We start from the raw sequence: 20,909 nt of genomic DNA, 5'->3' as shown, positions 1-20,909 counted from the left end.
TTTTTTTTAAACGTGCATTTTCCTCCTCTAATGCCTTGAGCTTTGATAACTCTTTCACTTCCATTCCTCCATACCTTTGGCGCCATTTGTAAAAGGCTGCTGTGCTAATTCCTAACTCTCTGCAGAGATCGTGCACATTTTTGCCATTCTCATGTTCTTTGATTGCTTTTACAATCTGGGATTCCGTAAACTTAATTCTTTTCATATTGCCAATTAAAATTAATAGTTTTTCTAATAGCCTCGCTACGCTCGGTCTAGAATTATACTTTTAACTGGTCTGAATTTGGGGAAGTGCACAGCAGCACCATTCAACTAAATGCTTCTGGTGGAACAAGTTATAATTGGACAGGTCCAAATGGTCAATTTCTCTCTTCAGACAGAAGTCCTACCATTCCAAATGCTACAAAAGCGATGGAAGGCGATTATACGGTTCAGGTTACCGCAAATGGCTGTACGCAAAGCGCAACAACCTATCTTGAAGTTAGAGATCCAATAAATATAACGACCAATATCCAAACAGCAACCATTTGCGAAGGCAAGCCTATCCAACTGGAAGCCTCAGGAGGTTCAACATATCTTTGGCAGCCATCAAAGGGTTTGTCAGATCCTCAAAGTGCCAATCCAATTGCATCGCCAACTGAAACGACCACTTACACCGTTCAGGTTTCTAATAATGGATGTTTTGCAATCGCCGAAATTATCATTAATGTTAATAAAAATGCTACAGCCGATGCTGGTGCTGATCAAACGATCGTAACTGGACAATCAACAATTTTAAACGGTAAAGTGAGTGGAGATGATTTTACCTATTTCTGGACACCAACAGATTATCTTGATGATCCCACCAAACTCAATCCCATTGCTTCACCAACTGAAGATATTACTTATACATTGAATGTGGCATCTAATTTAGGCTGCACCAGCAGCAGTGACAATGTTTTTATAAAAGTTTACCCAAAGGTGGTTATTCCCAATACCTTCACCCCTAATGGCGATAATGTAAACGATAACTGGAATATTCCGTCTATAACGTCTTTCCCAAATGCAATTGTGAAAGTAACTAACCGATATGGCCAGATTGTTTACCAAAGTACCGGAACTTTTAAAGCCTGGGATGGTAAAATGAATGGAAAAGATCTGCCCCCGGCAGTTTATTATTACAGCATTTATTTAAATAAAGATTTTAAAACCTATACTGGTTGGGTAATGCTGATGAGATAAAAAGGACTTCTTGCTTTCGCTTATCATTTGGAAATGCTATTTTTGGACACAATGTATATCGTTAAAGTTAAAGGCATAGCCAAAATTCCAGATTACGTACAGTTAAGAGATGACAAGTTTACACTTTTAGCTTATTTTAGGGTAGATAGACCTGACAAATCGTTGGAAAAACTCGGACTTGGCGACAAGCAAGAATACATTATGGAAATGGTTAAAGGTTTGCCTTTCGGGCAGATTGCAAAATTAGAAATATAATATGGCAGGCAACTCAGTAATTCATTTAAGCAATGTAGATGTTTTTCAGCAGAAACATTTAGTCCTCTCAAACGTAAATTTACACATCGAAAAAGACGAATTTGTGTTCTTGATCGGGCAAACAGGTTCGGGCAAGAGTAGTTTGCTTAAAATATTATATGGCGACTTACATATTGGTAATGGCGAAGGCAATATTGCCGGTTTCGACCTTAAAAACCTAAAAGAAAGTCAGGTACCGTTTTTACGCCGTAAATTGGGCGTGGTTTTTCAGGATTTTCAATTGCTTACCGATAGAACCATTGAAAAAAATCTTGAATTTGTACTAAAAGCAACCGGTTGGAAAGATGAAAAATTAATTAACGAACGCGTTAAAGACGTCTTGGACAAAGTTGGTTTACGTTCTAAAATTAAAAAAATGCCACACGAAATTTCTGGTGGTGAGCAACAACGTATTGTTATTGCGAGAGCTTTGTTAAATGATCCAGAAATAATCTTAGCTGATGAGCCTACCGGGAATTTAGACCCAGAAACATCAGAAGAAATTGTAACCCTTTTGAAGCAAATCAGCCAGGCCGGAACTGCGGTGTTAATGGCTACACACGATTACCATATCATCCGTACTTTCCCTTCGCGCATTATTAAATGTGAGAATGGAGTTGTGCACGAAGATGCACAAATCGTATAAAAAATTCTGACATCCGTCAGCTAATCAGCCAATCTGTTCAGATAAATATCAATAAATCTGACAGCTTGGCTGATTTCCGTTTATGGCAAAATAGTTGAGATTAACACAAAAAAATTCAGCCTAGTATTATGTTTAATAAGAAGAAAAATAACGATAAAGAAGAAAATATAATGAATCCTGAAAATACATCAGAAAATACTGCTGAGAATGTAGAGAATACTGATGCTCCTATCGCTGAAACTGAACAGGCACCCGAATTATCTGCAGAAGAGAAATTGCAAGCGGAAGTTCAACAGCTTAACGACAAATATTTACGTTTATACGCTGAGTTCGATAATTATAAACGTCGTACACAAAAAGAACGCGTAGAGTTATTACAAACTGCTGGTAAAGATGTAATTGTTTCACTTTTACCTGTTTTAGATGATTTCGACCGTGCATTAAAAGCGATGGAAACTGCTGCTGACGTTGCCCCGGTTAAAGAAGGTATTTTATTGGTAAGCACAAAGCTGAAAAACACCTTAGCCCAAAAAGGTTTGAAAGATGTAGAAAGTATTAGTCAACCTTTCAATACCGATTTCCACGAAGCAATTACCAATATTCCTGCTCCTACTGAGGACCTTAAAGGAAAAGTGATTGATGAGGTTGAAAAAGGTTATACCTTAAATGATAATGTAATCCGCTTTGCTAAAGTAGTAGTTGGAGCATAAGAAATAATTATTGAATGATTGAATTTTGAATGATTGAATTAACATTCTCTCATTCTATCATTGAATCATTCAATCATTTTATAAAGAAGATGAGTAAAAGAGATTATTACGACGTATTAGGCGTAACTAGGGGCGCAGCCGCTGATGAGATAAAGAAAGCTTATCGCAAGATGGCGATTAAATATCACCCAGATAAAAACCCAGGAGATAAAGCTGCTGAAGATAAATTTAAGGAAGCTGCAGAAGCTTACGAAGTTTTAAGTAATGCCGACAAAAAACAACGTTATGATCAATATGGTCATGCAGGTGTTGGTGGTGCAAGCGGCGGCGGTTACGGCGGTGGCGGTATGAACATGGACGATATTTTTAGCAATTTCGGCGATGTGTTTGGCGGTCACAATCCTTTCGAAAGCTTTTTTGGCGGTGGTGGTGGCGGTCAGCAACGCGGTGGCCGTAGAGTAGCTAAAGGTTCTAACCTGCGCATAAAAGTTAAATTAACGCTTGAAGAAATTGCACATGGTGCAGAAAAGAAAATCAAGGTTAATAAACTAATTGTTTGTAAAACCTGCGATGGCTCTGGTGCAAAAGATAAATCATCAGTAAGTACCTGTGGTACCTGCGGTGGTAGCGGTCAGGTGCGTAGAGTAACTAACACTATTTTAGGCCAGATGCAAACGGCATCTACCTGCCCTACCTGTAACGGTAGCGGTCAACAAATTACCTCAAAATGTACAGTTTGTCATGGAGACGGTGTTGTACGTGGCGAAGAAACCATTACTATCAATATTCCTGCAGGTGTAAGTGAAGGTATGCAGTTAAGCATGAGTGGAAAAGGAAATGCAGCACCTAATGGTGGCATCCCGGGCGATTTAATTATTTTAATTGAAGAAACACCTCACGAAACGCTAAAACGCGAAGGCAACAATATCGTTTACGATTTACATTTGAGCTTCGTTGATGCTGCTTTAGGGATGAGCATTGAAGTACCAACCATCGATGGTAAAGCAAAAATCAAAATCGATCCAGGTACTCAAAGCGGAAAATTATTGCGCCTAAAAGGTAAAGGTTTGCCAGAAGTGAATTCTTACCACAGAGGTGATGAAATTATTCACATCAACATCTGGACACCAAAAGCTTTAAGTAGCGAAGAACGTAATGCTTTAGAGAAATTACGTGAATCGCCAAACTTTAAACCTCAACCAGGTAAAAATGATAAGAGTTTCTTCGAAAGAATGAAAGAATACTTCGAGTAATTAATTTAATATAAATTGAAAAACCGGTGCCACAAGCATCGGTTTTTTTGTTTTACAACACATTATCCTATAAATCCTAGATTAACAACCATTAGCCAATCCATCATTCATTTCTAACCGTAATTTTTTGCATTTGCATAAAATATTGACCATCTAAGTCAGCTGAGATCACCTAAGCATAAATTATTTTGTGAAGTCAGATATTACCATCTTAAGAGTGGTAGAGTCCTACTTCTGTTGGTGCCCTAATACTTTACCAAACCCACAGGCCTAAATAAAATAAACCTGATAGCAATGGTATTTCGCTCCACTACCCTTAATTTAGCACCAACGTTAACGAAATTTAATGGATAGCAGGACTACAGTTACTGAAGGGCTACTACAAATGCTTTCCAAATTCTAATAATGATTCAGTTTGGAAAAGCAATTGCAATGATCCATTTTAATGCTTAGCCGGGCTATACGCTATAGCTCAGATTGAAAAAAATCTGAGGCTGCCGCTGCTATCCCGTTTATTAACCATGTTCTGTACTACTATCGATGGAACTATACCCGTACACTGATATTTACCAAAAAACCACAGGCCTCAATAAAATAAACTGATAGCAATGGTATTTCGCTCTACTAGCCTTAATTTAGCACCAACATTAACGAAATTTAATGGATAGCAGGGCTATCGGTACCGAAGAACTACTGACCTTGCTTTCCAACAAACAAAAACATCAAATATGCGCATTGCTGTTATCGACCTCGGCACAAATACATTCCATTTGCTTATTGCTGAAACAGCAGGAAACCAGCTGGAAATTTTATATAAAACAAATGTGCCTGTTAAATTGGGTGAAGGAAGAATTAACGACAACATTATCATTCCTGCAGCCTTTGAAAGAGGCGTGAACTGCCTTGAAACGTTTAGCCATACAATTGCTGAATACGAGATTGATGAGATAAGGGCTATGGCTACTTCGGCAGTTAGAAGTGCAGAAAACGGGCAAGATTTTGTAGATGCGGTAAAAGAAAGAACTGGAATAAGCATCCAGACAATTAGTGGTAATGAAGAGGCTGAATTAATTTACCAAGGCGTAAAACTGAGCGGAGCGATAACAGAGGTATCTTTGATTATGGACATTGGTGGCGGAAGCGTAGAATTTATCCTTTGTGATACTCAAAAGCTGATCTGGAAGAAAAGTTATAACATTGGTGCAGCACGGTTAATGCAACAGTTCTTCAAATCAGATCCCATAGCTGATGAGGAGAAAAATGCCATTTTATTTCACATTCAAAATCAACTGGCCGATCTTTTCGATATCTGTGAAAAATACCGCCCTATAATTTTAATCGGATCTGCTGGAGCATTCGAAACATTTGCTGAGCTCATGATCAGAAAAAACAACCTGAAAACAGCTATCAACACAGCCAAAACCTTTGCATTCAATTTTGACGATTACATTGCAACTTCGATCAAACTACTAAATGCTACACATCACGAAAGGGCGGAAATGCCAGGAATGATCCCTTTAAGGGTAGACATGATTGTTATTGCTGCTTTAATTACCAACTATGTTTTAGGGCGTTGCAAAATAAACAGGTTAATGCTTTCTACCTACGATTTAAAGATGGGTGTTTTGGCTAGTAAACTATAAAAAATTAGTTATTTAATATGGTTGATAAATAGAAATTTATTTGAATGAAACCGCAATCTTACCCAAAATTGTATCCTCTGCTTTATACGGATAATAGTCTTTTTGCTTAATTGTTTTTGCATCTAATTTAAGTGTAATCACATACTTACTATCTTCAGCAATTAGCTCACTATATTTCCAGTACAATTTGTCATCTATTTTGAATTCGTAACGCCCATTTTTATCAGTAACCGCGGTAATATCTGTACCTTTTAATCTAAGTTTTAAACCGACCATTGGCATATTGTTATTCCTTAAGAACATATAGCCATAAAATGTTCGTAAAATCGTTGGTTCATCTACTTTATTTAGTTTACCAACGTCTTTTGAGTGAACAATCACTGCAGATTTTTTAATAGGCATTGCACTCACATTATGGGTAAAAACGCTTACTCCTATAGCCAATACACCCAGATATTTCATCCAGTTTCTATTGCTTGTTGGAACAATGGATAAATGATAATTAAGCTGGTTTAATTGGGTTTTGCTTAAACGGCCACATACAGAAGAACTGGCGCCAGCCAATACACTGATGATTTCGGCATTGGTATAGCCCGAAAAGTCAATTACATTTTTGCTACAGGCTTTACAGAAATTAAAGCCTGCTCCTTTTTCCATTTCATCCCAGTTCTGTAAACATGGTTCGGCTATGGTAATTTCGCTAATTCTCGTTTTCATCGTGCTAATTTTCTTAGATGATGAAAATTTTATGAGAATTCCACAAGAGCAATTAAATAAATTTCAGCAGTTCGTTGTATAGCTTCTCAGTTGGCAAGCCCATTACGTTTGTATATGAGCCTTCTATGCGTTCTACCACTACAATACCCCACCAATCTTGCACGCCATAACTTCCGGCCTTATCAAAGGGTTTATAATTATCGATATAGAAATCAATTTCATCGCCTGTAACAGATTTACAGTAAACTTCTGTCCTATCATAAAACGAATGTATTTTATCTCCTTTAACAAGCGTTACACCAGTAAAAACTTCATGCCTGCTTCCCGATAGCTTTTTTAACATTTCTTGTGCATGCGCCCTATCTTCAGGTTTACCTAAAATTTCTCCGTTTAAGGCTACAATGGTATCAGCTGTAATCACTATTTCTCCATCAGCAGTAAAAGCCTTAGCCTTCTGCTCCGAAATGTAAACGGCAATTTCTGCAGGACTTAAATCCGATGGGTAGCTTTCGTCTACATCTTTTAGTTCGACGTTAAAATCTAAGCCCATCAGGGTTAAAAGTTCTTGTCTACGTGGCGATTTAGATGCTAAAATAATGGGAGGAAAATTGGCAGGCATATTTTATTTTTCTGCTAAAATAAGAAAAGCGACATAAAGCCGCTTTTCTTATTTAATATTTTATCAAGATTAGTTATTTCCACCACCTTGTCTACGTTTTTCCATTTCGGCACGTTGCTCTTTTTGCCAAGCTTCGTAAGTTTTTTTCTGATCGTCTGTTAATACTGCAGTTACCTTTGCATCATTATCAGCACGCATTTTTTGCATTTTCTCTCTCATTGCATCTCTATCGCCACCGCCTTGCATTTCTTCACGCATTTTTTTCATGGTTTCTGCCTGCTCAGTAAAAACAGTGGTTAACTTTGTTTTCTGATCATCAGATAATTTTAATTTTTCGTCTAACTGTTTTACTCTTTCTTCAGGTTTCATCATCATTCTTCCTTGTCCACCACCTTGTTGCGCGTTAGCGAAACCAGCTATGCCTAGCATTAATCCGCAAATCATCATTAATTTTTTCATGTTGTTTTTTGTTGTTTTTGGTTGAAAATTGAGCTAATTGGAGTGCGGAGAAAGGCAAAAGTTTAATAACAGAATGTAACTTAGCTGTTGCAGGAAGTTGCTATTCTGTATTTTGTCATTCTGAACGGAGGAAAGAATCTTTTATAGCTAGAAAGATCCTTAGACAAATCCGATAGCTATCGGATCAGGATGATGAGCCAGAAGGGATTTTGCCTAATTAGTAGATTTTCCAGTAAAGATTGCTTTGTCACCTGAAAAGCCTTCTCGCAACGACAACAAATGGCTAATGAACAAATGAACCAACTACATCCCCGAATCGGCAGCATTTGGATTTTCATCATGCCATTTGCCCTGTACTTTCATTACCTTTTCGATAATATCGCGTACAGCGGTTTTGCCTCCATTGTACGGAGAAATGAATGTAGCTATCACTTTTATTTCTTCTACGGCATCGGCCGGGCAGGTTGGAAGCCCTACGAGTTTCATTACTTTTAAATCAGGAATATCGTCGCCCATATAAAGTACTTCTCCTGCAGTAATGTTTTTATCTTGAAGATATTGATTGAAAATGGCCACCTTATCTCCTGTTCCCAAGAAAACATCGGTTACGCCCAAATTAAAAAAACGTTTACCCATGGCAATACCATCTCCACCAGATATAATGCAGATATTATATCCTCTTTTAACCGCCAACTGCATGGCATAACCATCTTTAATATTAAAAGTGCGCAACGACTGACCATTATCAGTTACCTGAACTGATCCATCGGTAAGCACACCATCTACATCAAAAATGAAAGTGGTGATGTCTTTTAGTTTTTGGAGTACCCCTAAATCCCCTTGAGGGGACTTTGAATTTGCTTCATTCATACTTAGCTGCACATGGATTTCACATTGGATATAGCTCCCCTTCAGGGGTTGGGGGTATTACTGATTATCTCTCCACTCGTAAACCCAGGCAGATTGAATTTGCTCTAAATGGCCTTCACTGCTTTCCTCACGGGTTCCTTTAAAGTTGGGCAATGTTAAAACCCAATCTAAAAGTTCGGTAAAGCGGATACGGTAGATTTTGGCTTCTGTAAAATCATCACCAAATTTCTCATATAAAGACATTGCAATATCTTCATAATCGTTCCAGTAAAAAGGTAAAGCAAATTTATCGTTATTCATGTTTTGTTAATTGTTGTTGTTTTAAAGTTGAAATGTTTAATGTTTAATGTTGGAAGGTTTTCAGACTCCCGACTAAAGACTTTAGACTCAAGACTAAACTAGTGTCCCATAAAGTCAGACTGATCTGGAATGGTAACTTCGATATCGCCGTTAATCACCACGCATTGGCAACCTAAGCGAGAAGTAATTTTCGGACGAACAGCTCTATCGATAAAGTCTTCTTCTTTATCAGAAATCTCTTCGATATTATCCATACCCTTTGTTACATATACATGGCAGGTACTGCAACCACAAACACCACCACAGTTGTGTTGTAATTCGATCCCATTATCCAGGCAAACATCTAAAACAGATTCGCCAGCTGCTATTGGTAATTCAATAGATTCGTGATCTGCTTCTTCAAAATTTATTTTTAGTTTAAAAATGCTCATAATTATTTTGCAAAAGTAATAAGCAAAAGCCGTAATTATGCTATTTCAGCGTTAATTTTATGCTATCGCTCAATGTTTGATAAATGTTCTGCAATTCGGGCATATCTGTCAACATGCTCAAATGCTTATTTAAAGTGCTTTCATCGGTCCTAACTGCTGGCCCAGTCTGCACATTTTCAGGTAGATTACTCATTACCTTATCAGCCGTTTCGGCAATTAATGGCCTGATAATTTCGAAATCCAAACCGTTCTGGTTTAAAATCTTATTGGCTAAAGCGTAAAGATGATTCGGAAAATTACAGGCAAATACTGCTGCAAGGTGTAATACTTTTCTTTTTTCCCCATCTAACTGGTACACCTGATGGCTAATTTTTGTTGCCAGTTTATTTAAAATCGTTAATTGCCCTTCATCGTTCGCTTCGATACAAAGCGGAATATTTTCAAATGAAACTTCCTTACCTTTCGAAAAAGTTTGCAAAGGATAAAAAACACCTGCTTTTTTTACCTGGGAAGATAAAATACTGATATCGGTAGTTCCTGAGGTATGCACTACCAAACCCGTTACATTTTTTAATGATTTGGCTACAGTTTCAATGGCATCGTCTTTTACCGAGATAATATATAAATCAGCATTTTGTTTAACCTCATTTAAATCGTTTGTGGCTTCGGCGGTTATTAAATCAGCCAATAACTTTGCATTATTAAGATTTGGGCTATACACCTGTACCACATCTTCACCTTTGGATTTTAATGCTTTTGCTAAGTGTGTGGCAACATTTCCCGAGCCTAATAAAACGATATTCATGATTTTATGCCGTTTTGGCCTCTTTTCTCCTTCTAAAAATTGAAAGTAAGAAACCAACAACCATTACAATGGTACCTGCCCAATATAAATTGATGAAAGGAAATTCTATCGCTTTAAAAACTACCCAGTCTTTAGCCTGCTGAGGTTTTTCAAAAATCTGAAGCTCCACTTTTTTCTCATCTGGCAAAACTCTGGCAAAACGGAACTTCAAATCCAATTCATCCACCTTACGTGCGAAATCGAAAGTATTATTTCCTTTGATCAAGAAAATAGGCTCTGTGTTATAAACTTTGCCGGCAGCATTAACCTCTAATGGTAAACCAACAGCGTAATCACCCTGACCTAAAACTAAATCTTTTGCGGTTGGTTTTCTGTTTAAATCTTTAACCGTAACAATACCACTTGAGGTATGAATGGTATCACCTACCGAAACTTTTACAATACGTGGTGCTTTGTAATTTTCATCATCAGAATGACCTTCGTGATCATCGTGCGATTCTTTTTTAATAGCCGCGCTGGTGATGTGGGTATAAACATCATAGGTTAAATAATGCTTGGTATCAGGTGAAGCAATTAAACCCATTTTTTCATTATCCTGCACATGTGGATGCAAGTTAAAATCTTCCTTAACCTTACCTGCTTCATCTAAAACTTTAAAATTAAGGGTATAAATAGTATTGGGTGCCACTGTGGTATCGGCTACATACGTTACGGTATACTTACCCATTTTTTTAGGTTCGTTTTTGTATAACATGATATTCTCACCTGGTTTCTCTGTTTTTTCGAAATCTTTTACCGGGATAAAATTATTCGCATTGATTGATAAAGGTTTGTTAGTAGCCGCAGAAATTAATGCGCCTAAAATCAGGAAAGCAAAACCAATGTGTGCAATTGCCGATCCAGCTAATTTAGCCTTTCCACCAAAAGCCTGATACAACACCGCAGCATTAGAAAGCACGGCGAATAAACAACTGAAGGTAATGAGGATGTACATGGTATTGGTATAAATCTCCGCCACATATACCAAACCTGCTGTTAATACCATAGAGAAAATAATTGCCGAAACCAGGCTGCTATAAAATTTGCGTGGATCGGTTCTTTTATACTTTAGGTATTGAGAAAAACCTGAAATTAAGGTAATCAATACCGCGAAAGGCGCCTGCCATTGGTTGTAATATTTTACAGCATCAATTGGAGGGGAGAAGTTTGTTCCAAACGCCTTATTGAATACGGGCACCGAAGTGGAGAATATGACCTGGATACAAGCGACAGTTACCACCAAAGCGCCAATAAACATCCAGAATTCGCGAGAATAGGTTTCTTCATCCTTGGTGGTGATTGGCAATTCTTTCCATCTTATTACAATGAGCACTATCGCTAAAACAGCGAAAACAACATTGTATAAAATCAGGTGTCCAAACATACCCATATCGGTAAACGAGTGAACTGATGTATCACCTAAAATTCCGCTTCGGGTTAAAAACGATGCGTAGAGCACCAATAAGAAACTTAAGAATACTAAAGCTATTGCGGTAAAATAAGCATGGCCGGTATTTTTATAGGCAATCATTACGTGTACAGCACCAATTAGCGTTAACCACGGAATTAAAGAAGCATTTTCTACAGGATCCCAAGCCCAGAAACCACCAAAGTTTAGCGCTTCATAAGCCCAGAAAGAGCCCATAATAATACCTGTACCCAAAACCATCACCGCAAAAAGCGCCCAAGGCAGAGCAGGTTTAATCCATTCTTTATATCTTTTTTGCCATAAAGCCGCAATTCCATAGGCAAAAGGCACAATCATACTGGCAAAACCTAAAAACAAGGTTGGTGGGTGAATAACCATCCAATAGTTTTGCAACAATGGATTTAATCCTCTACCATCGGTAATAAATTTTAAATAATTAGCGAAGTTTTCAGGGTTTGCGAAAACAACAGGAGCCATTGATTTTAAATCAAGAGAATCTCTTAATAGGATAAACGGAGAACTTCCGATGCGCTCACCAAAAATCTCTACGCCTAAAAGCATTGAAGTTAAAAACACTTGAGAGAAGGCTACAACTGTCATTACAGGACGTTCCCAAGTTTTAGCTTTCCAGATTAATAAAGTACCTAGAAACGATTGCCAGAAAGCCCAAAGCAAGAAACTTCCTTCCTGTCCCTCCCAAAAAGCAGAAATAATATAATGAATTGGAAGCTGTTTTGAGGAGTGCCAATAAATGTAACTGTATTCATTGTAGTGACCCAATACCAGGTAGAACAAAATTGCTCCGATACCAATTATACAACCAAAATTAACTAAGAATCCAATCCGACCTAAGTTCCGCCAAGATTTATCTTCTAAATTTTTCTCGCGACTGGCATAAAAGTATGCGATTGTTGAAAGTAATGATGCACTAAACGCCAGCACAATAAAAAACTGACCGATTTTACCCGGCAGCAGGTTTTCGCCTACAAATTGAATATCCATTAAAATTAGTTATATTTTTTCTCGCCGTACTTACCTACCGTATCAACCTTACCGTCTTTATTAATTTCAACAAGGTTATCGTTATATTTAGATGGGCACTTCATTAAAATTTTCGATGCGTAGAATTTGTCCTTATCCATTTTACCGATAAGAACCAATTTTTCCGATTTTTCAAAATCCTGCGGTTTGGTACCTGCGTAGATTACCTCTCTCACCTCTCCCTTTTCATCTTTCATGTGGAATGAAAAATGGTTAGCGTCTTTTATGGCGTCGTAATAAGTACCCATTGATTTTACCCAATAGCCCATAACATGTTCTTCTTTCTCAGAAAGAGCTGCCTGTTTGAAATTAGAGTAGGTGTCGGTATTTGCATTTAAGCTAAATAAAATCCCTACGGAAATTGCGATGGTAATTAATCCAATGATTGCACTTTTCTTCATGGTTATACTTGTTGTAAAAGCTGGCAACAAAGATAGAAAAATCGGCTTAGCCAGCATTCTTTTACATTTTTCTTGTCTTTATATTGACAATTATCTGATTTTTGAGGGGAAATATTTTTTATTTGGGGCCTATTTATAACCGATCTTAAGGAATATCTCAAATCGTTTAAAAGTTCCGGCTGAAATTATTAAGTTTGGCCTTCAGATAATCATTCCTTTTTAAATCCCACAGTAAAAGATAAACCGGATTAATATGAACTTGAAACAGTTTTATAGGCTTTTGTTATTTATAGTTTTGATACCCATTTTAAGCTCTTGTTTTGAGGTAATTGAAGAAATTGCCATGAAAAACGATGGAACTGGCGATGTGGTACTTACCATAAACCTAAGCCAGAGCAAAACCAAGGTAGCTTCGGTAATGCTTTTGGATAGTGTACAAGGCTATAAAGTACCCAGTAAGCAAAAAATCCAACAGGAATTAAATGAAGCTGTAGCCTACTTAAGAAAATCGGAAGGGATTTCGAATGTAAAAAGCACGAGCGACTTTAATAATTACATCGCAACCATTAGTTTTTCTTTTAAAGATGTTTCAAATATCAATAACATCACCAAAAACATTCTTGCTCAGCAAAAAATTAAGGCCACTAATACCTCCTCGTACAGTTATAACAAAGCCACTAAAACCTTTAGCCGAAAATACCAAGCAACAGGTACCGCTAAAACGGAATTCAATAAATTAAAAGCAAAAGACAAGGCGGTTTTTAACGGTGCAACCTACACCAGCATTTATCGTTTCGAATCTGTTGTAACAAGTAGTACCAATCCGGCATCAAATGTATCGAAATCTAAAAAGGCCGTGATGTTAAAAAGCAGCATCATGGATTTAATTAACGGAAAAATTAACGTATCTAATTCTATACAACTATCTAAATAATTATTCAGCTTTCCGATCACCAGATCAGAAAATTAGTACAAAATCTATCTAAATGAAAAAAATTCTAATTGCCATCTCCCTCTTTTTATCGTTTAACCTGGCGCAAGCACAGGATCTAGTTAAAAAGATCCCTTCAAATGCTTTCACCGTAGCCACCATCAAAGGCGACAATGTTTTTAAACTCATGTTTGTGAAAGATTTTAACGAATCTTTTCTAGGCAAGAAATTATTGACCGAAACTTCAAAATCACTTGATAAAAGTTTTACCAGCATAGAAGACTTCGGTATTAACCTGGAGAAAAACATGTATTACTTCAATCAGTTAAGCGATAGCATCACTTACAATTGCTTTCTGATCCCGATTAAAGATGTTACCAAGTTCGAAAGCTTAATTAACAACAAAGAGAATAAATTTAAAAAGGACGGTGACGTTCGCACTATGATTTTGCCGGATAGTACAAGTATTATTAAGTGGAACAATAACATGATGTACTTTGTAACAGGAAGCATCAGTAGTGCTTTTTTCGCCGATTCTGCTAAGTCTGCCCGTTATGGAATTAAGGACATCAGGTTCCAAAATGATGACGCAATAGCTAATGATAGCACTGCAGTAGCTGTCGATTCTGTTGCAGTGGAAGAAACAATGGCTGAAGCAGTACCTGCTCCACCGGTTGCAAAAGTGAACGTTCAGAAAAAGTCGACCGTAAAAAAGAACACTAAAAAAACTACCAGCAAAAAGAAAAAAGCATTAAAGAAAAAAATCCCTTTAAAACCCCAGTATCAACGCGATAATGATGTAGTGGCAACCGTTGATGATGCGTCTATTGATACTGCCAGCGCGATGACTCCTGTTCACGGTATTGTTGATGAGCAATATGATGCTTACCAACAAGAGCGTTTAGAACAAGATGCAAAGAAAAAAAGGTTGGCTTTTACCTGGATGACGGCTCAGGCGGATCAGATTTTCAATGGCACTTACGAGTCTATCGAAAACAATAAATCATACACAGCGAGTTTAGATAACAAAGCCATTGCAGAACTTTGGGTGTCGAGTCTTCAAGATGTTTATAGTGCGATTTCTCCAGAATTCGGTGCTTATGGTAAAGCAGGATTAATGAAAGGCTATGGCAGTTTAAATGCAAAACTTTTTATGGATGACAAAAGTTTCCGCATCTCTACAGGCTTAGAATTATCTCAAGAACAAGCAGATTCCTATAAAAAAATCATGAACAGAAAGTTAAACAAAAACTTTTTGAAATATGTAAACAGCGAAAAAGCACTTGGCTTTATGAGCTATTCTATTGATACCAAAGCTTATCTGGAAGAATTCCCTAAACTACTTAAACAGACCTATGGTTCTATTTTAGGTGGCAAAATGGATGAAGAAATTGAACTGGGATCTGATCTGTTCTCTCTTTTGCTTGATGAAGAAGCGGTAAGTAAAGTAATTAAGGGTGATGCTTTATTTGTAATTAATGGATTGAACACCAAAGATGTTACCTACACTACTTACGAATATGATGACGATTACAAACAGAAAGAGATAGTTAAAACCAAGAAAGAAACTTTACCCGATTTCCTTTTCATGTTTTCTTCTGAAGATAACAGATTGATTAATAAACTGATTAAATATGGCGTAAACAAAAACTATGTATCTGTTGAGAACAACATTTATAAAATTTTGGAAAAGAAAAGCCCGATTGATATTTACTTTATGATTAAAGATGGTATTGTATTTTTCGGTAATTCGTTAACTGAAATGCAGGGTATAAGCAACAACCAATACAACAGCAACAAATTAAGTAAACTGCACAAACAACTATTGAGCAAAAATAATTTCAGCTTCCTGTTTAATGCCAAAAACCTTGTGGGCAAAGTGCCAGATTCGGAAATTGGTGGCGAAGAAACTGCCAAGAAATTTAATAGCACTTTAGAAAAAATGGGCAATGTATATATGAAATCGAACCCGATTAAGGGTAGATTGGTTTCAGCAGATATTAGTGCTGAAATTCCGAACGGACATGAAAATGCATTGAAATATTTGTTCTCGCTAATTGAAAATGCAGCGAAGTAAATCAGTTGGCAGTTTTCAGCTTACAATTTTCAGTATGCAATACTACAGTTAACCGATTAACCATTTTAAACAGTTAACCATATTCCATGAAGAAATTTTTAAAAATAATAGCAGCGATAGTAATATTGCTGCTTATTTCTTATTTCGGCTTTTTCAAATACAGACAGGTCCAGGCCAATAATGTATCCATCCCTGTTTCTACCAATGCATTGCTTAAAATAAATGTTGATGAACTATATAAAACCCTTGCGCTTAGTTATATAAAACATCCAAATCAATATTCGGGAGCAGATAAAAAAGGGATTAAGGAAAAAGTAGACGATTTAAACACAGGCTTGAAAATTCCGGCAAACATCTACCTATATGGTTTAAAAGGAAAGGCAAAAACTACTTTTTTTTCGACTTTTGAAATAGCAGATACTTTAGTATTTAACCGTTTTATCCAAAAAAAATCTGCTTTACCATTGGTTAAAAAAGATAGTAATTTCTTTCAATCCAAAGATTCGACCTTCCTTATCCTATTTAACAAAACAACTGTCGCTTTTGCCTACACACCACAAAAAGAACAAGTAAAAACTACTCTGGTAGAAATACTGAACCGCAAAAACATGATTAAAGTTGGCGATAGTCAATTTAACGGACTGGTAAACCTTTCCGATCATATTACGTTTCAAAATATTGAAAACTTTAGTAAAATTAATTTCACTGACGGAAAAATTAATTTCAGCAATGAGTTTATAAATAAATCGATTGAGCCGGCAGATAAGCCGCAGCACCGGGTGCTAAATCCAGAAAGCACAGTAAGTATGTGGCTAAACGCAAAGTTTAAATCCGAATTACCTAAAAAAAATCAGGCGAAAAGCCCTTCGCTCCTTTCGAAACATAATTTCTTCAGGTTTTATAAGGATTACCTAGATTTTGAATGGACAAATACCATTACACAGGTAGATACTGTTGTGGGTTATGAATACAATGATGATTTTGAAAGGGTTGAAAAAAAAATACTTCAGGACCGGAAGATTCCTTCTATTTCCATGAATCTAACTGCCAATGATCGAGAAGTGAGCGATTACCTCAAATCATTAGGCGCGCTAGATCAATCGACAGGAAAGATCAGCAGTGCTATGATTCCACTGTACCAGGTTTATTTTAAAGGTAATAATGGCAATGTTCAATTAAGCACGCTGAAAAACATCAAACCTGATCTTAAGAGGGCATTATCAAACGATTTCTTTTATTTTAAAGTTGATTTTAAAAAATTGATTAAACAAATGCCAATGCCAGTAATTGCTGATAAACTGAGTGCTTTTAGTCAATTGGAAATCAAAGCAAAAAGTATAGGGAAAGACAAAATCAAACTGGAATCGGAACTTTTATTTTTAAATAAGGATGCTAACGCCTTGATCCAGCTTTTAAAAACATTTAGAAATGGCCTCAACAGTTCGCTAAATTTTAATTTTTCTGTTGGTAATCCGGTAAGCAAGTAAGGTATTTCCCTCAGATGTAAGGTGGTTTAAAACACCCCGTCCTAGGGACACCCCTCTAATAAAGGGAAATTAAAAACTGACCTTTGTATCTAAACCTGATGGGACGGATGCCAATTACTTCAATTGGCAGGAGGTACAGCAGGACTAACCCACTCCTATGAAACACAAACCTCTCATTTCCAAAATAAAAAACACTCTATATTGCCCGTTTGGTGGCCCACTTAATATGGACGTGTTCTCTCGTCCCGCTGATTAAGGTGATTTTCGCAGATAAGTGATCTTTTATGGCTTTCCTTGTAAAACTATACTAGTCCTTCGACAGGCTCAGGATGATAGCGACCTATTATATTTCACTTGTTTCATGAGCGATTAAGTAGGTTCCTAATGACAATTTGAGCGCAAAAAAGCCCTGCAGTTTTAAATTCTGCAAGGCTCTCTAATTAGATTGCTTCATCCCGATGAAAAACCGGGATTCACAATGACGATTAGTCGATTATGGCCAAACACCTAAGTTCATATAAGAAACCGCGATTTTATCGATTGAATTTACAAAAGCAGCCGTTCTTAATGTTTGGGTTGCTGGTTTGTTCTTTAACGTTTCGCGGATTTCATGATAAGAATGGATCATGGTGTCTTCTAAACCCGAGTTTACCAATTCCATTTCAGATGCACCTTTAACAATCATTAAACGGTGCTCTGGAAGGATCGTTTTACCGGTTAAATTTTCTAAAGTATTAATTAGATTGGCATTTGAATTAGCTGCATAACGGTTCTCCATACGGCCAAAAGCCACGTGAGAAAGGTTTTTCAACCATTCGAAATAAGAAACCGTAACACCACCTGCATTACAATACATATCAGGAATGATGATACCACCCATTTCGGTAAATATGGTTTCAGCCTCTGGTGTAGTTGGACCATTTGCACCTTCAGCAATAATTTTCGCCTTGATATTACGAATGTTAAGCTCAGTGAATTGGTTTTCTAGCGCAGCAGGCACAATGATATCACAATCTTGCTCTAAACCTTCCATGGAATTTTTAAAGCTTGTAGCGCCTGGGAATCCTAAAATCGAACCTGTGTTTTTACGGTGTGCAAAAACCTCATCCACATTTAATCCATCGGCGTTGTAAATAGCGCCTTCAAACTCACAAAGGCCAACAATTGTTGCACCAAATTCGGCCAAAAATTTAGCTGAGTGGTAGCCCACATTACCTAATCCTTGAACAATTACCCTTTTATCACCTAAACCAGCTTTAAAACCGATTTTAGCCATATCTTCTGCTACATCTACACACTCTCGAACTGCATATGCAACACCACGACCCGTAGCCTCTTTACGACCACGGATACCATGTAAAGCGATTGGTTTACCAGTTACACAACCCAATGCATCTAACTGACCAGGATTCATGGTCATATACGTATCGGCAATCCAGCTCATTTCGCGTTCGCCAGATCCATAATCAGGAGCAGGAACATCAATACCAGGGCCAATAAAATTTTTCTTAATTAATTCTGTTGTATAACGACGGGTGATGGTTTCTAATTCGGCAACACTATATTGTTTAGTGTTAATTTTAATACCACCTTTTGCGCCACCAAATGGAACGTTAACAATGGCACACTTGTAAGTCATTAAGGCTGCAAGTGCCATAACCTCATCTTCGTTTACCATTTCACTGTAACGGATACCACCCTTAGTAGGGCTCATGTGGTGAGAGTGTTCTACACGCCAAGCATCAATTACTTCAAAACCGTTTCCGCGGCGGATTGGGAACTGGAAACGATACACGCTATTACATGTTTTAATCTGGTTCAATAAACCTTCTGGATGATTGGTGAATTGAGCCGCACTGTCAAAGTTCTTACAAACATCTGCAAAGAACTTGTTCTCGTCTGCTAGATTAGCCATTATTTATTTTTTATATTGAATAAGTTTTCGATGCAAAATTGCCTAAAAAAACCGCACATATCCAAATGGAAAAAGACTTAGTGTAAAGCAAACACCATTCTATTTTAGCCTAACATTAGCTTTTATACCGATAAGAGAAAACTGTTCAAAAACCACACCTAAATACATTTAAACATAGATATCCTACTCAGCATATCTCACAAAAACGACTATTTTTATAGGTTTTATTATGGCTTATTTTGATCTAAAAAAATTATAAAAAAAATATTTAAAACGGCCTTTCATTGTAACAACCAACAAACACAGACCTAAAAACAGGCTAATATTACGAATATCGCAAATACCTATAAAAAATAGGACATAAAAAAAAGTGACCAATTGTGTTGATCACCTTCTTAAAGTTAATCTAAATCGTCCCGTTGATTTAATTTATAACTAACCAAACTTGATCAATAAATTATCATAAAACAATACTGTTATGTAGGTATTTTGGTTTTTTACTGGATTGTATTTTTAATTAGGTGTTATTGAATCCACAAAAACCTCGTTTACAACGAGATAAAAAAGATAAGCCAAAAACAAAGTGCCTTTAAACCTATTTAAATAGTTCTTTTACAGATTATTAAAATCAAGTGTGATTTTAGCGATAATCCCATTTACGCTATTATTTATCAGTTTGGCTTTCTTTTTCGATTTTCTTCAATCTTTTATCTATGGAGAATAGATAGGCAAGCAAGCCCAGAAGAATGATTACAATACAGATTACCACAACGTAAATCTTGCCATTGCTACGAAGGCTATCGGCCATTTCTACGCCATTATCCTGCGCAAATAACTGCTGGACTGTCATCATTAATATTAGGGAGAAAAATATTTTTTTCATCTTAATTATGTTGTTGTTTGTTTTCTAATGAACGTAATCTAAAACGGATAGTATAAACCCAGTAGCCAATTAATATCCAACCTAAACATGCAGGATAAAATACCATACGCATGCGACTATCCAAATCGTAACTGTTAAAACCAGGATTACCACCATTACCCGGGTGCAATGAATCTTTTAACCGGGGTAAAACAAAAAGTAATACCACCATCATCGGGAAGGCGAAAATATTGTAAATGGCCGAAATCTTGGCTCTTTTTTGTTCTTCATCAATGGCATTGCGAAGAATTAAGTAAGCAAAATATAATAAGATCGAAATGGCCGCAAAATTCTGTTTAGGATCGAAGCTCCAGAACTGCCCCCAGGTGTATTTCGCCCAGATGGCACCAGTAACCAAACCTAAAATACCAAAAACAATCCCAGCATTTACACTCTCTACCGCTTTAATATCATCGATTTCACTTTTGGTGCTCAATGATTTTATGCTGTAAAAAACAGAGATCGAAAAGAGTACAATCATGGCAAACCACATCGGGACGTGGAAATAGAGATTCCTGATTGTTTCATTTAATATTGGTAAATGTGGAACACCAAGTAATAAACCTGCTATTGCAGTATAAATTACCAAAACTGAACCTAAAATTTTCCACCAAGTTTTATTCATACATATATTTAATTATTGAGTTTTGAATGATTGAAATAGTGAATGTACTTTCCATTTAATCAATCCTCATTCTA

At 36.8% G+C, this 20,909-nt stretch carries 22 protein-coding genes; 9 read left to right on the top strand and 13 right to left on the bottom strand.

All coding sequences use genetic code 11. The annotated features are described in order from the left end of the window. On the bottom strand, window positions 1-205 hold a 205-nt coding region (locus EZ456_RS03700; protein WP_131527395.1), incomplete at its 3' end, for a transposase. A gap of 86 nt (window positions 206-291) precedes the next feature. Between EZ456_RS03700 and EZ456_RS03695 the strand changes: the two genes are divergently transcribed. The 6 genes from EZ456_RS03695 (at window position 292) to EZ456_RS03670 (ending at window position 5,767) form a co-directional block, all read left to right on the top strand. Continuing rightward, entirely contained in the window at window positions 292-1,221 is a 930-nt protein-coding gene (locus EZ456_RS03695) for a gliding motility-associated C-terminal domain-containing protein (protein ID WP_131527393.1), read from the top strand. Between the two features lie 51 nt (window positions 1,222-1,272). After that, window positions 1,273-1,476, top strand: coding sequence for a hypothetical protein (locus EZ456_RS03690; RefSeq protein ID WP_029278679.1), 204 nt, complete (start codon window positions 1,273-1,275; stop codon window positions 1,474-1,476). 1 nt (window position 1,477) lies between these two features. Next, window positions 1,478-2,161, top strand: coding sequence for a cell division ATP-binding protein FtsE (locus EZ456_RS03685; RefSeq protein WP_131028709.1), 684 nt, complete (start codon window positions 1,478-1,480; stop codon window positions 2,159-2,161). Between the two features lie 128 nt (window positions 2,162-2,289). Beyond that, entirely contained in the window at window positions 2,290-2,871 is a 582-nt protein-coding gene (locus EZ456_RS03680; protein WP_131527391.1) for a nucleotide exchange factor GrpE, read from the top strand. Between the two features lie 89 nt (window positions 2,872-2,960). Continuing rightward, complete coding sequence (gene dnaJ, locus EZ456_RS03675; RefSeq protein ID WP_131527389.1) at window positions 2,961-4,124, top strand: molecular chaperone DnaJ; 1,164 nt, start codon at window positions 2,961-2,963, stop codon at window positions 4,122-4,124. Window positions 4,125-4,852: 728 nt separating this feature from the next. Next, window positions 4,853-5,767 (top strand): Ppx/GppA phosphatase family protein, encoded by a 915-nt coding sequence (locus EZ456_RS03670; RefSeq protein ID WP_131527387.1) that lies wholly within the window; start codon window positions 4,853-4,855, stop codon window positions 5,765-5,767. Window positions 5,768-5,803: 36 nt separating this feature from the next. Here EZ456_RS03670 and EZ456_RS03665 read toward each other — a convergent pair whose 3' ends face one another. The 9 genes from EZ456_RS03665 to EZ456_RS03625 all read right to left on the bottom strand — a co-directional run bounded on the left by EZ456_RS03665 (window position 5,804) and on the right by EZ456_RS03625 (window position 12,878). Then, entirely contained in the window at window positions 5,804-6,484 is a 681-nt protein-coding gene (locus EZ456_RS03665) for a hypothetical protein (RefSeq protein WP_131527385.1), read from the bottom strand. 52 nt (window positions 6,485-6,536) lie between these two features. Beyond that, window positions 6,537-7,103, bottom strand: coding sequence for a Maf family protein (locus tag EZ456_RS03660; RefSeq protein ID WP_131527383.1), 567 nt, complete (start codon window positions 7,101-7,103; stop codon window positions 6,537-6,539). Window positions 7,104-7,172: 69 nt separating this feature from the next. Next, the gene (locus EZ456_RS03655) at window positions 7,173-7,562 is read right to left on the bottom strand and encodes a Spy/CpxP family protein refolding chaperone (protein ID WP_086545265.1); all 390 of its coding nucleotides are present in this window, start codon (window positions 7,560-7,562) and stop codon (window positions 7,173-7,175) included. A 303-nt stretch (window positions 7,563-7,865) separates the two neighbouring features. Further along, window positions 7,866-8,432: a KdsC family phosphatase gene (locus EZ456_RS03650; protein WP_131527381.1), complete on the bottom strand. Its 567-nt coding sequence runs from the start codon at window positions 8,430-8,432 to the stop codon at window positions 7,866-7,868. A 57-nt stretch (window positions 8,433-8,489) separates the two neighbouring features. Continuing rightward, window positions 8,490-8,732, bottom strand: a complete 243-nt coding sequence (iscX, locus tag EZ456_RS03645) for a Fe-S cluster assembly protein IscX (RefSeq protein ID WP_131527379.1) — start codon at window positions 8,730-8,732, stop codon at window positions 8,490-8,492. A gap of 98 nt (window positions 8,733-8,830) precedes the next feature. Next, window positions 8,831-9,163, bottom strand: a complete 333-nt coding sequence (locus EZ456_RS03640) for a 2Fe-2S iron-sulfur cluster-binding protein (RefSeq protein ID WP_029275355.1) — start codon at window positions 9,161-9,163, stop codon at window positions 8,831-8,833. Between the two features lie 40 nt (window positions 9,164-9,203). Continuing rightward, complete coding sequence (locus EZ456_RS03635) at window positions 9,204-9,968, bottom strand: Rossmann-like and DUF2520 domain-containing protein (protein WP_131527377.1); 765 nt, start codon at window positions 9,966-9,968, stop codon at window positions 9,204-9,206. Window positions 9,969-9,972: 4 nt separating this feature from the next. Continuing rightward, window positions 9,973-12,438 carry a heme lyase CcmF/NrfE family subunit gene (locus EZ456_RS03630; protein ID WP_131527375.1) on the bottom strand — a complete coding sequence of 822 codons (2,466 nt, stop codon included), beginning with the start codon at window positions 12,436-12,438 and terminating at the stop codon, window positions 9,973-9,975. Between the two features lie 5 nt (window positions 12,439-12,443). Next, on the bottom strand, window positions 12,444-12,878 hold the full coding sequence (locus EZ456_RS03625) for a cytochrome c maturation protein CcmE domain-containing protein (RefSeq protein WP_131527373.1): 435 nt from the start codon (window positions 12,876-12,878) through the stop codon (window positions 12,444-12,446). 253 nt (window positions 12,879-13,131) lie between these two features. Here EZ456_RS03625 and EZ456_RS03620 point away from each other — a divergent pair, with 253 nt between their 5' ends. The 3 genes from EZ456_RS03620 (at window position 13,132) to EZ456_RS03610 (ending at window position 17,373) form a co-directional block, all read left to right on the top strand. Further along, a complete protein-coding gene (locus tag EZ456_RS03620; protein ID WP_131527371.1) occupies window positions 13,132-13,812 on the top strand; it encodes a hypothetical protein in 681 nt (226 codons plus the stop codon). Between the two features lie 52 nt (window positions 13,813-13,864). Further along, the gene (locus EZ456_RS03615) at window positions 13,865-15,886 is read left to right on the top strand and encodes a hypothetical protein (protein WP_131527369.1); all 2,022 of its coding nucleotides are present in this window, start codon (window positions 13,865-13,867) and stop codon (window positions 15,884-15,886) included. A gap of 86 nt (window positions 15,887-15,972) precedes the next feature. Next, a complete protein-coding gene (locus EZ456_RS03610) occupies window positions 15,973-17,373 on the top strand; it encodes a hypothetical protein (RefSeq protein WP_131527367.1) in 1,401 nt (466 codons plus the stop codon). 493 nt (window positions 17,374-17,866) lie between these two features. On the opposite strand, the gene EZ456_RS03605 is transcribed toward EZ456_RS03610, so the two are convergent. From EZ456_RS03605 to ccsA, 3 genes are all read right to left on the bottom strand, one after another. Further along, window positions 17,867-19,288 (bottom strand): Glu/Leu/Phe/Val family dehydrogenase, encoded by a 1,422-nt coding sequence (locus EZ456_RS03605; RefSeq protein WP_131527365.1) that lies wholly within the window; start codon window positions 19,286-19,288, stop codon window positions 17,867-17,869. A 664-nt stretch (window positions 19,289-19,952) separates the two neighbouring features. After that, a complete protein-coding gene (locus EZ456_RS03600) occupies window positions 19,953-20,171 on the bottom strand; it encodes a CcmD family protein (protein ID WP_131527363.1) in 219 nt (72 codons plus the stop codon). Between the two features lies 1 nt (window position 20,172). Beyond that, a complete protein-coding gene (ccsA, locus tag EZ456_RS03595) occupies window positions 20,173-20,835 on the bottom strand; it encodes a cytochrome c biogenesis protein CcsA (protein WP_131527361.1) in 663 nt (220 codons plus the stop codon). Between the last annotated feature and the right edge of the window lie 74 nt (window positions 20,836-20,909).

It is taken from the genome of Pedobacter psychrodurus, from assembly GCF_004331735.1.
GTDB lineage: Bacteria > Bacteroidota > Bacteroidia > Sphingobacteriales > Sphingobacteriaceae > Pedobacter > Pedobacter psychrodurus.
This window is presented reverse-complemented; position numbering and strand designations above follow the sequence as displayed.

What these genes read in the sequence shown, in the direction of transcription:
- EZ456_RS03650 (WP_131527381.1), bottom strand. Translation starts at nt 8,432, where the DNA reads ATGAATGAAGCAAATTCAAAGTCCCCTCAAGGGGATTTAGGGGTACTC.
- EZ456_RS03655 (WP_086545265.1), bottom strand. Translation starts at nt 7,562, where the DNA reads ATGAAAAAATTAATGATGATTTGCGGATTAATGCTAGGCATAGCTGGT.
- iscX (WP_131527379.1), bottom strand. Translation starts at nt 8,732, where the DNA reads ATGAATAACGATAAATTTGCTTTACCTTTTTACTGGAACGATTATGAA.
- EZ456_RS03690 (WP_029278679.1), top strand. Translation starts at nt 1,273, where the DNA reads ATGTATATCGTTAAAGTTAAAGGCATAGCCAAAATTCCAGATTACGTA.
- EZ456_RS03685 (WP_131028709.1), top strand. Translation starts at nt 1,478, where the DNA reads ATGGCAGGCAACTCAGTAATTCATTTAAGCAATGTAGATGTTTTTCAG.
- EZ456_RS03610 (WP_131527367.1), top strand. Translation starts at nt 15,973, where the DNA reads ATGAAGAAATTTTTAAAAATAATAGCAGCGATAGTAATATTGCTGCTT.
- EZ456_RS03680 (WP_131527391.1), top strand. Translation starts at nt 2,290, where the DNA reads ATGTTTAATAAGAAGAAAAATAACGATAAAGAAGAAAATATAATGAAT.
- ccsA (WP_131527361.1), bottom strand. Translation starts at nt 20,835, where the DNA reads ATGAATAAAACTTGGTGGAAAATTTTAGGTTCAGTTTTGGTAATTTAT.
- EZ456_RS03630 (WP_131527375.1), bottom strand. Translation starts at nt 12,438, where the DNA reads ATGGATATTCAATTTGTAGGCGAAAACCTGCTGCCGGGTAAAATCGGT.
- EZ456_RS03670 (WP_131527387.1), top strand. Translation starts at nt 4,853, where the DNA reads ATGCGCATTGCTGTTATCGACCTCGGCACAAATACATTCCATTTGCTT.
- EZ456_RS03625 (WP_131527373.1), bottom strand. Translation starts at nt 12,878, where the DNA reads ATGAAGAAAAGTGCAATCATTGGATTAATTACCATCGCAATTTCCGTA.
- dnaJ (WP_131527389.1), top strand. Translation starts at nt 2,961, where the DNA reads ATGAGTAAAAGAGATTATTACGACGTATTAGGCGTAACTAGGGGCGCA.
- EZ456_RS03635 (WP_131527377.1), bottom strand. Translation starts at nt 9,968, where the DNA reads ATGAATATCGTTTTATTAGGCTCGGGAAATGTTGCCACACACTTAGCA.
- EZ456_RS03640 (WP_029275355.1), bottom strand. Translation starts at nt 9,163, where the DNA reads ATGAGCATTTTTAAACTAAAAATAAATTTTGAAGAAGCAGATCACGAA.
- EZ456_RS03615 (WP_131527369.1), top strand. Translation starts at nt 13,865, where the DNA reads ATGAAAAAAATTCTAATTGCCATCTCCCTCTTTTTATCGTTTAACCTG.
- EZ456_RS03660 (WP_131527383.1), bottom strand. Translation starts at nt 7,103, where the DNA reads ATGCCTGCCAATTTTCCTCCCATTATTTTAGCATCTAAATCGCCACGT.
- EZ456_RS03620 (WP_131527371.1), top strand. Translation starts at nt 13,132, where the DNA reads ATGAACTTGAAACAGTTTTATAGGCTTTTGTTATTTATAGTTTTGATA.
- EZ456_RS03605 (WP_131527365.1), bottom strand. Translation starts at nt 19,288, where the DNA reads ATGGCTAATCTAGCAGACGAGAACAAGTTCTTTGCAGATGTTTGTAAG.
- EZ456_RS03665 (WP_131527385.1), bottom strand. Translation starts at nt 6,484, where the DNA reads ATGAAAACGAGAATTAGCGAAATTACCATAGCCGAACCATGTTTACAG.
- EZ456_RS03600 (WP_131527363.1), bottom strand. Translation starts at nt 20,171, where the DNA reads ATGAAAAAAATATTTTTCTCCCTAATATTAATGATGACAGTCCAGCAG.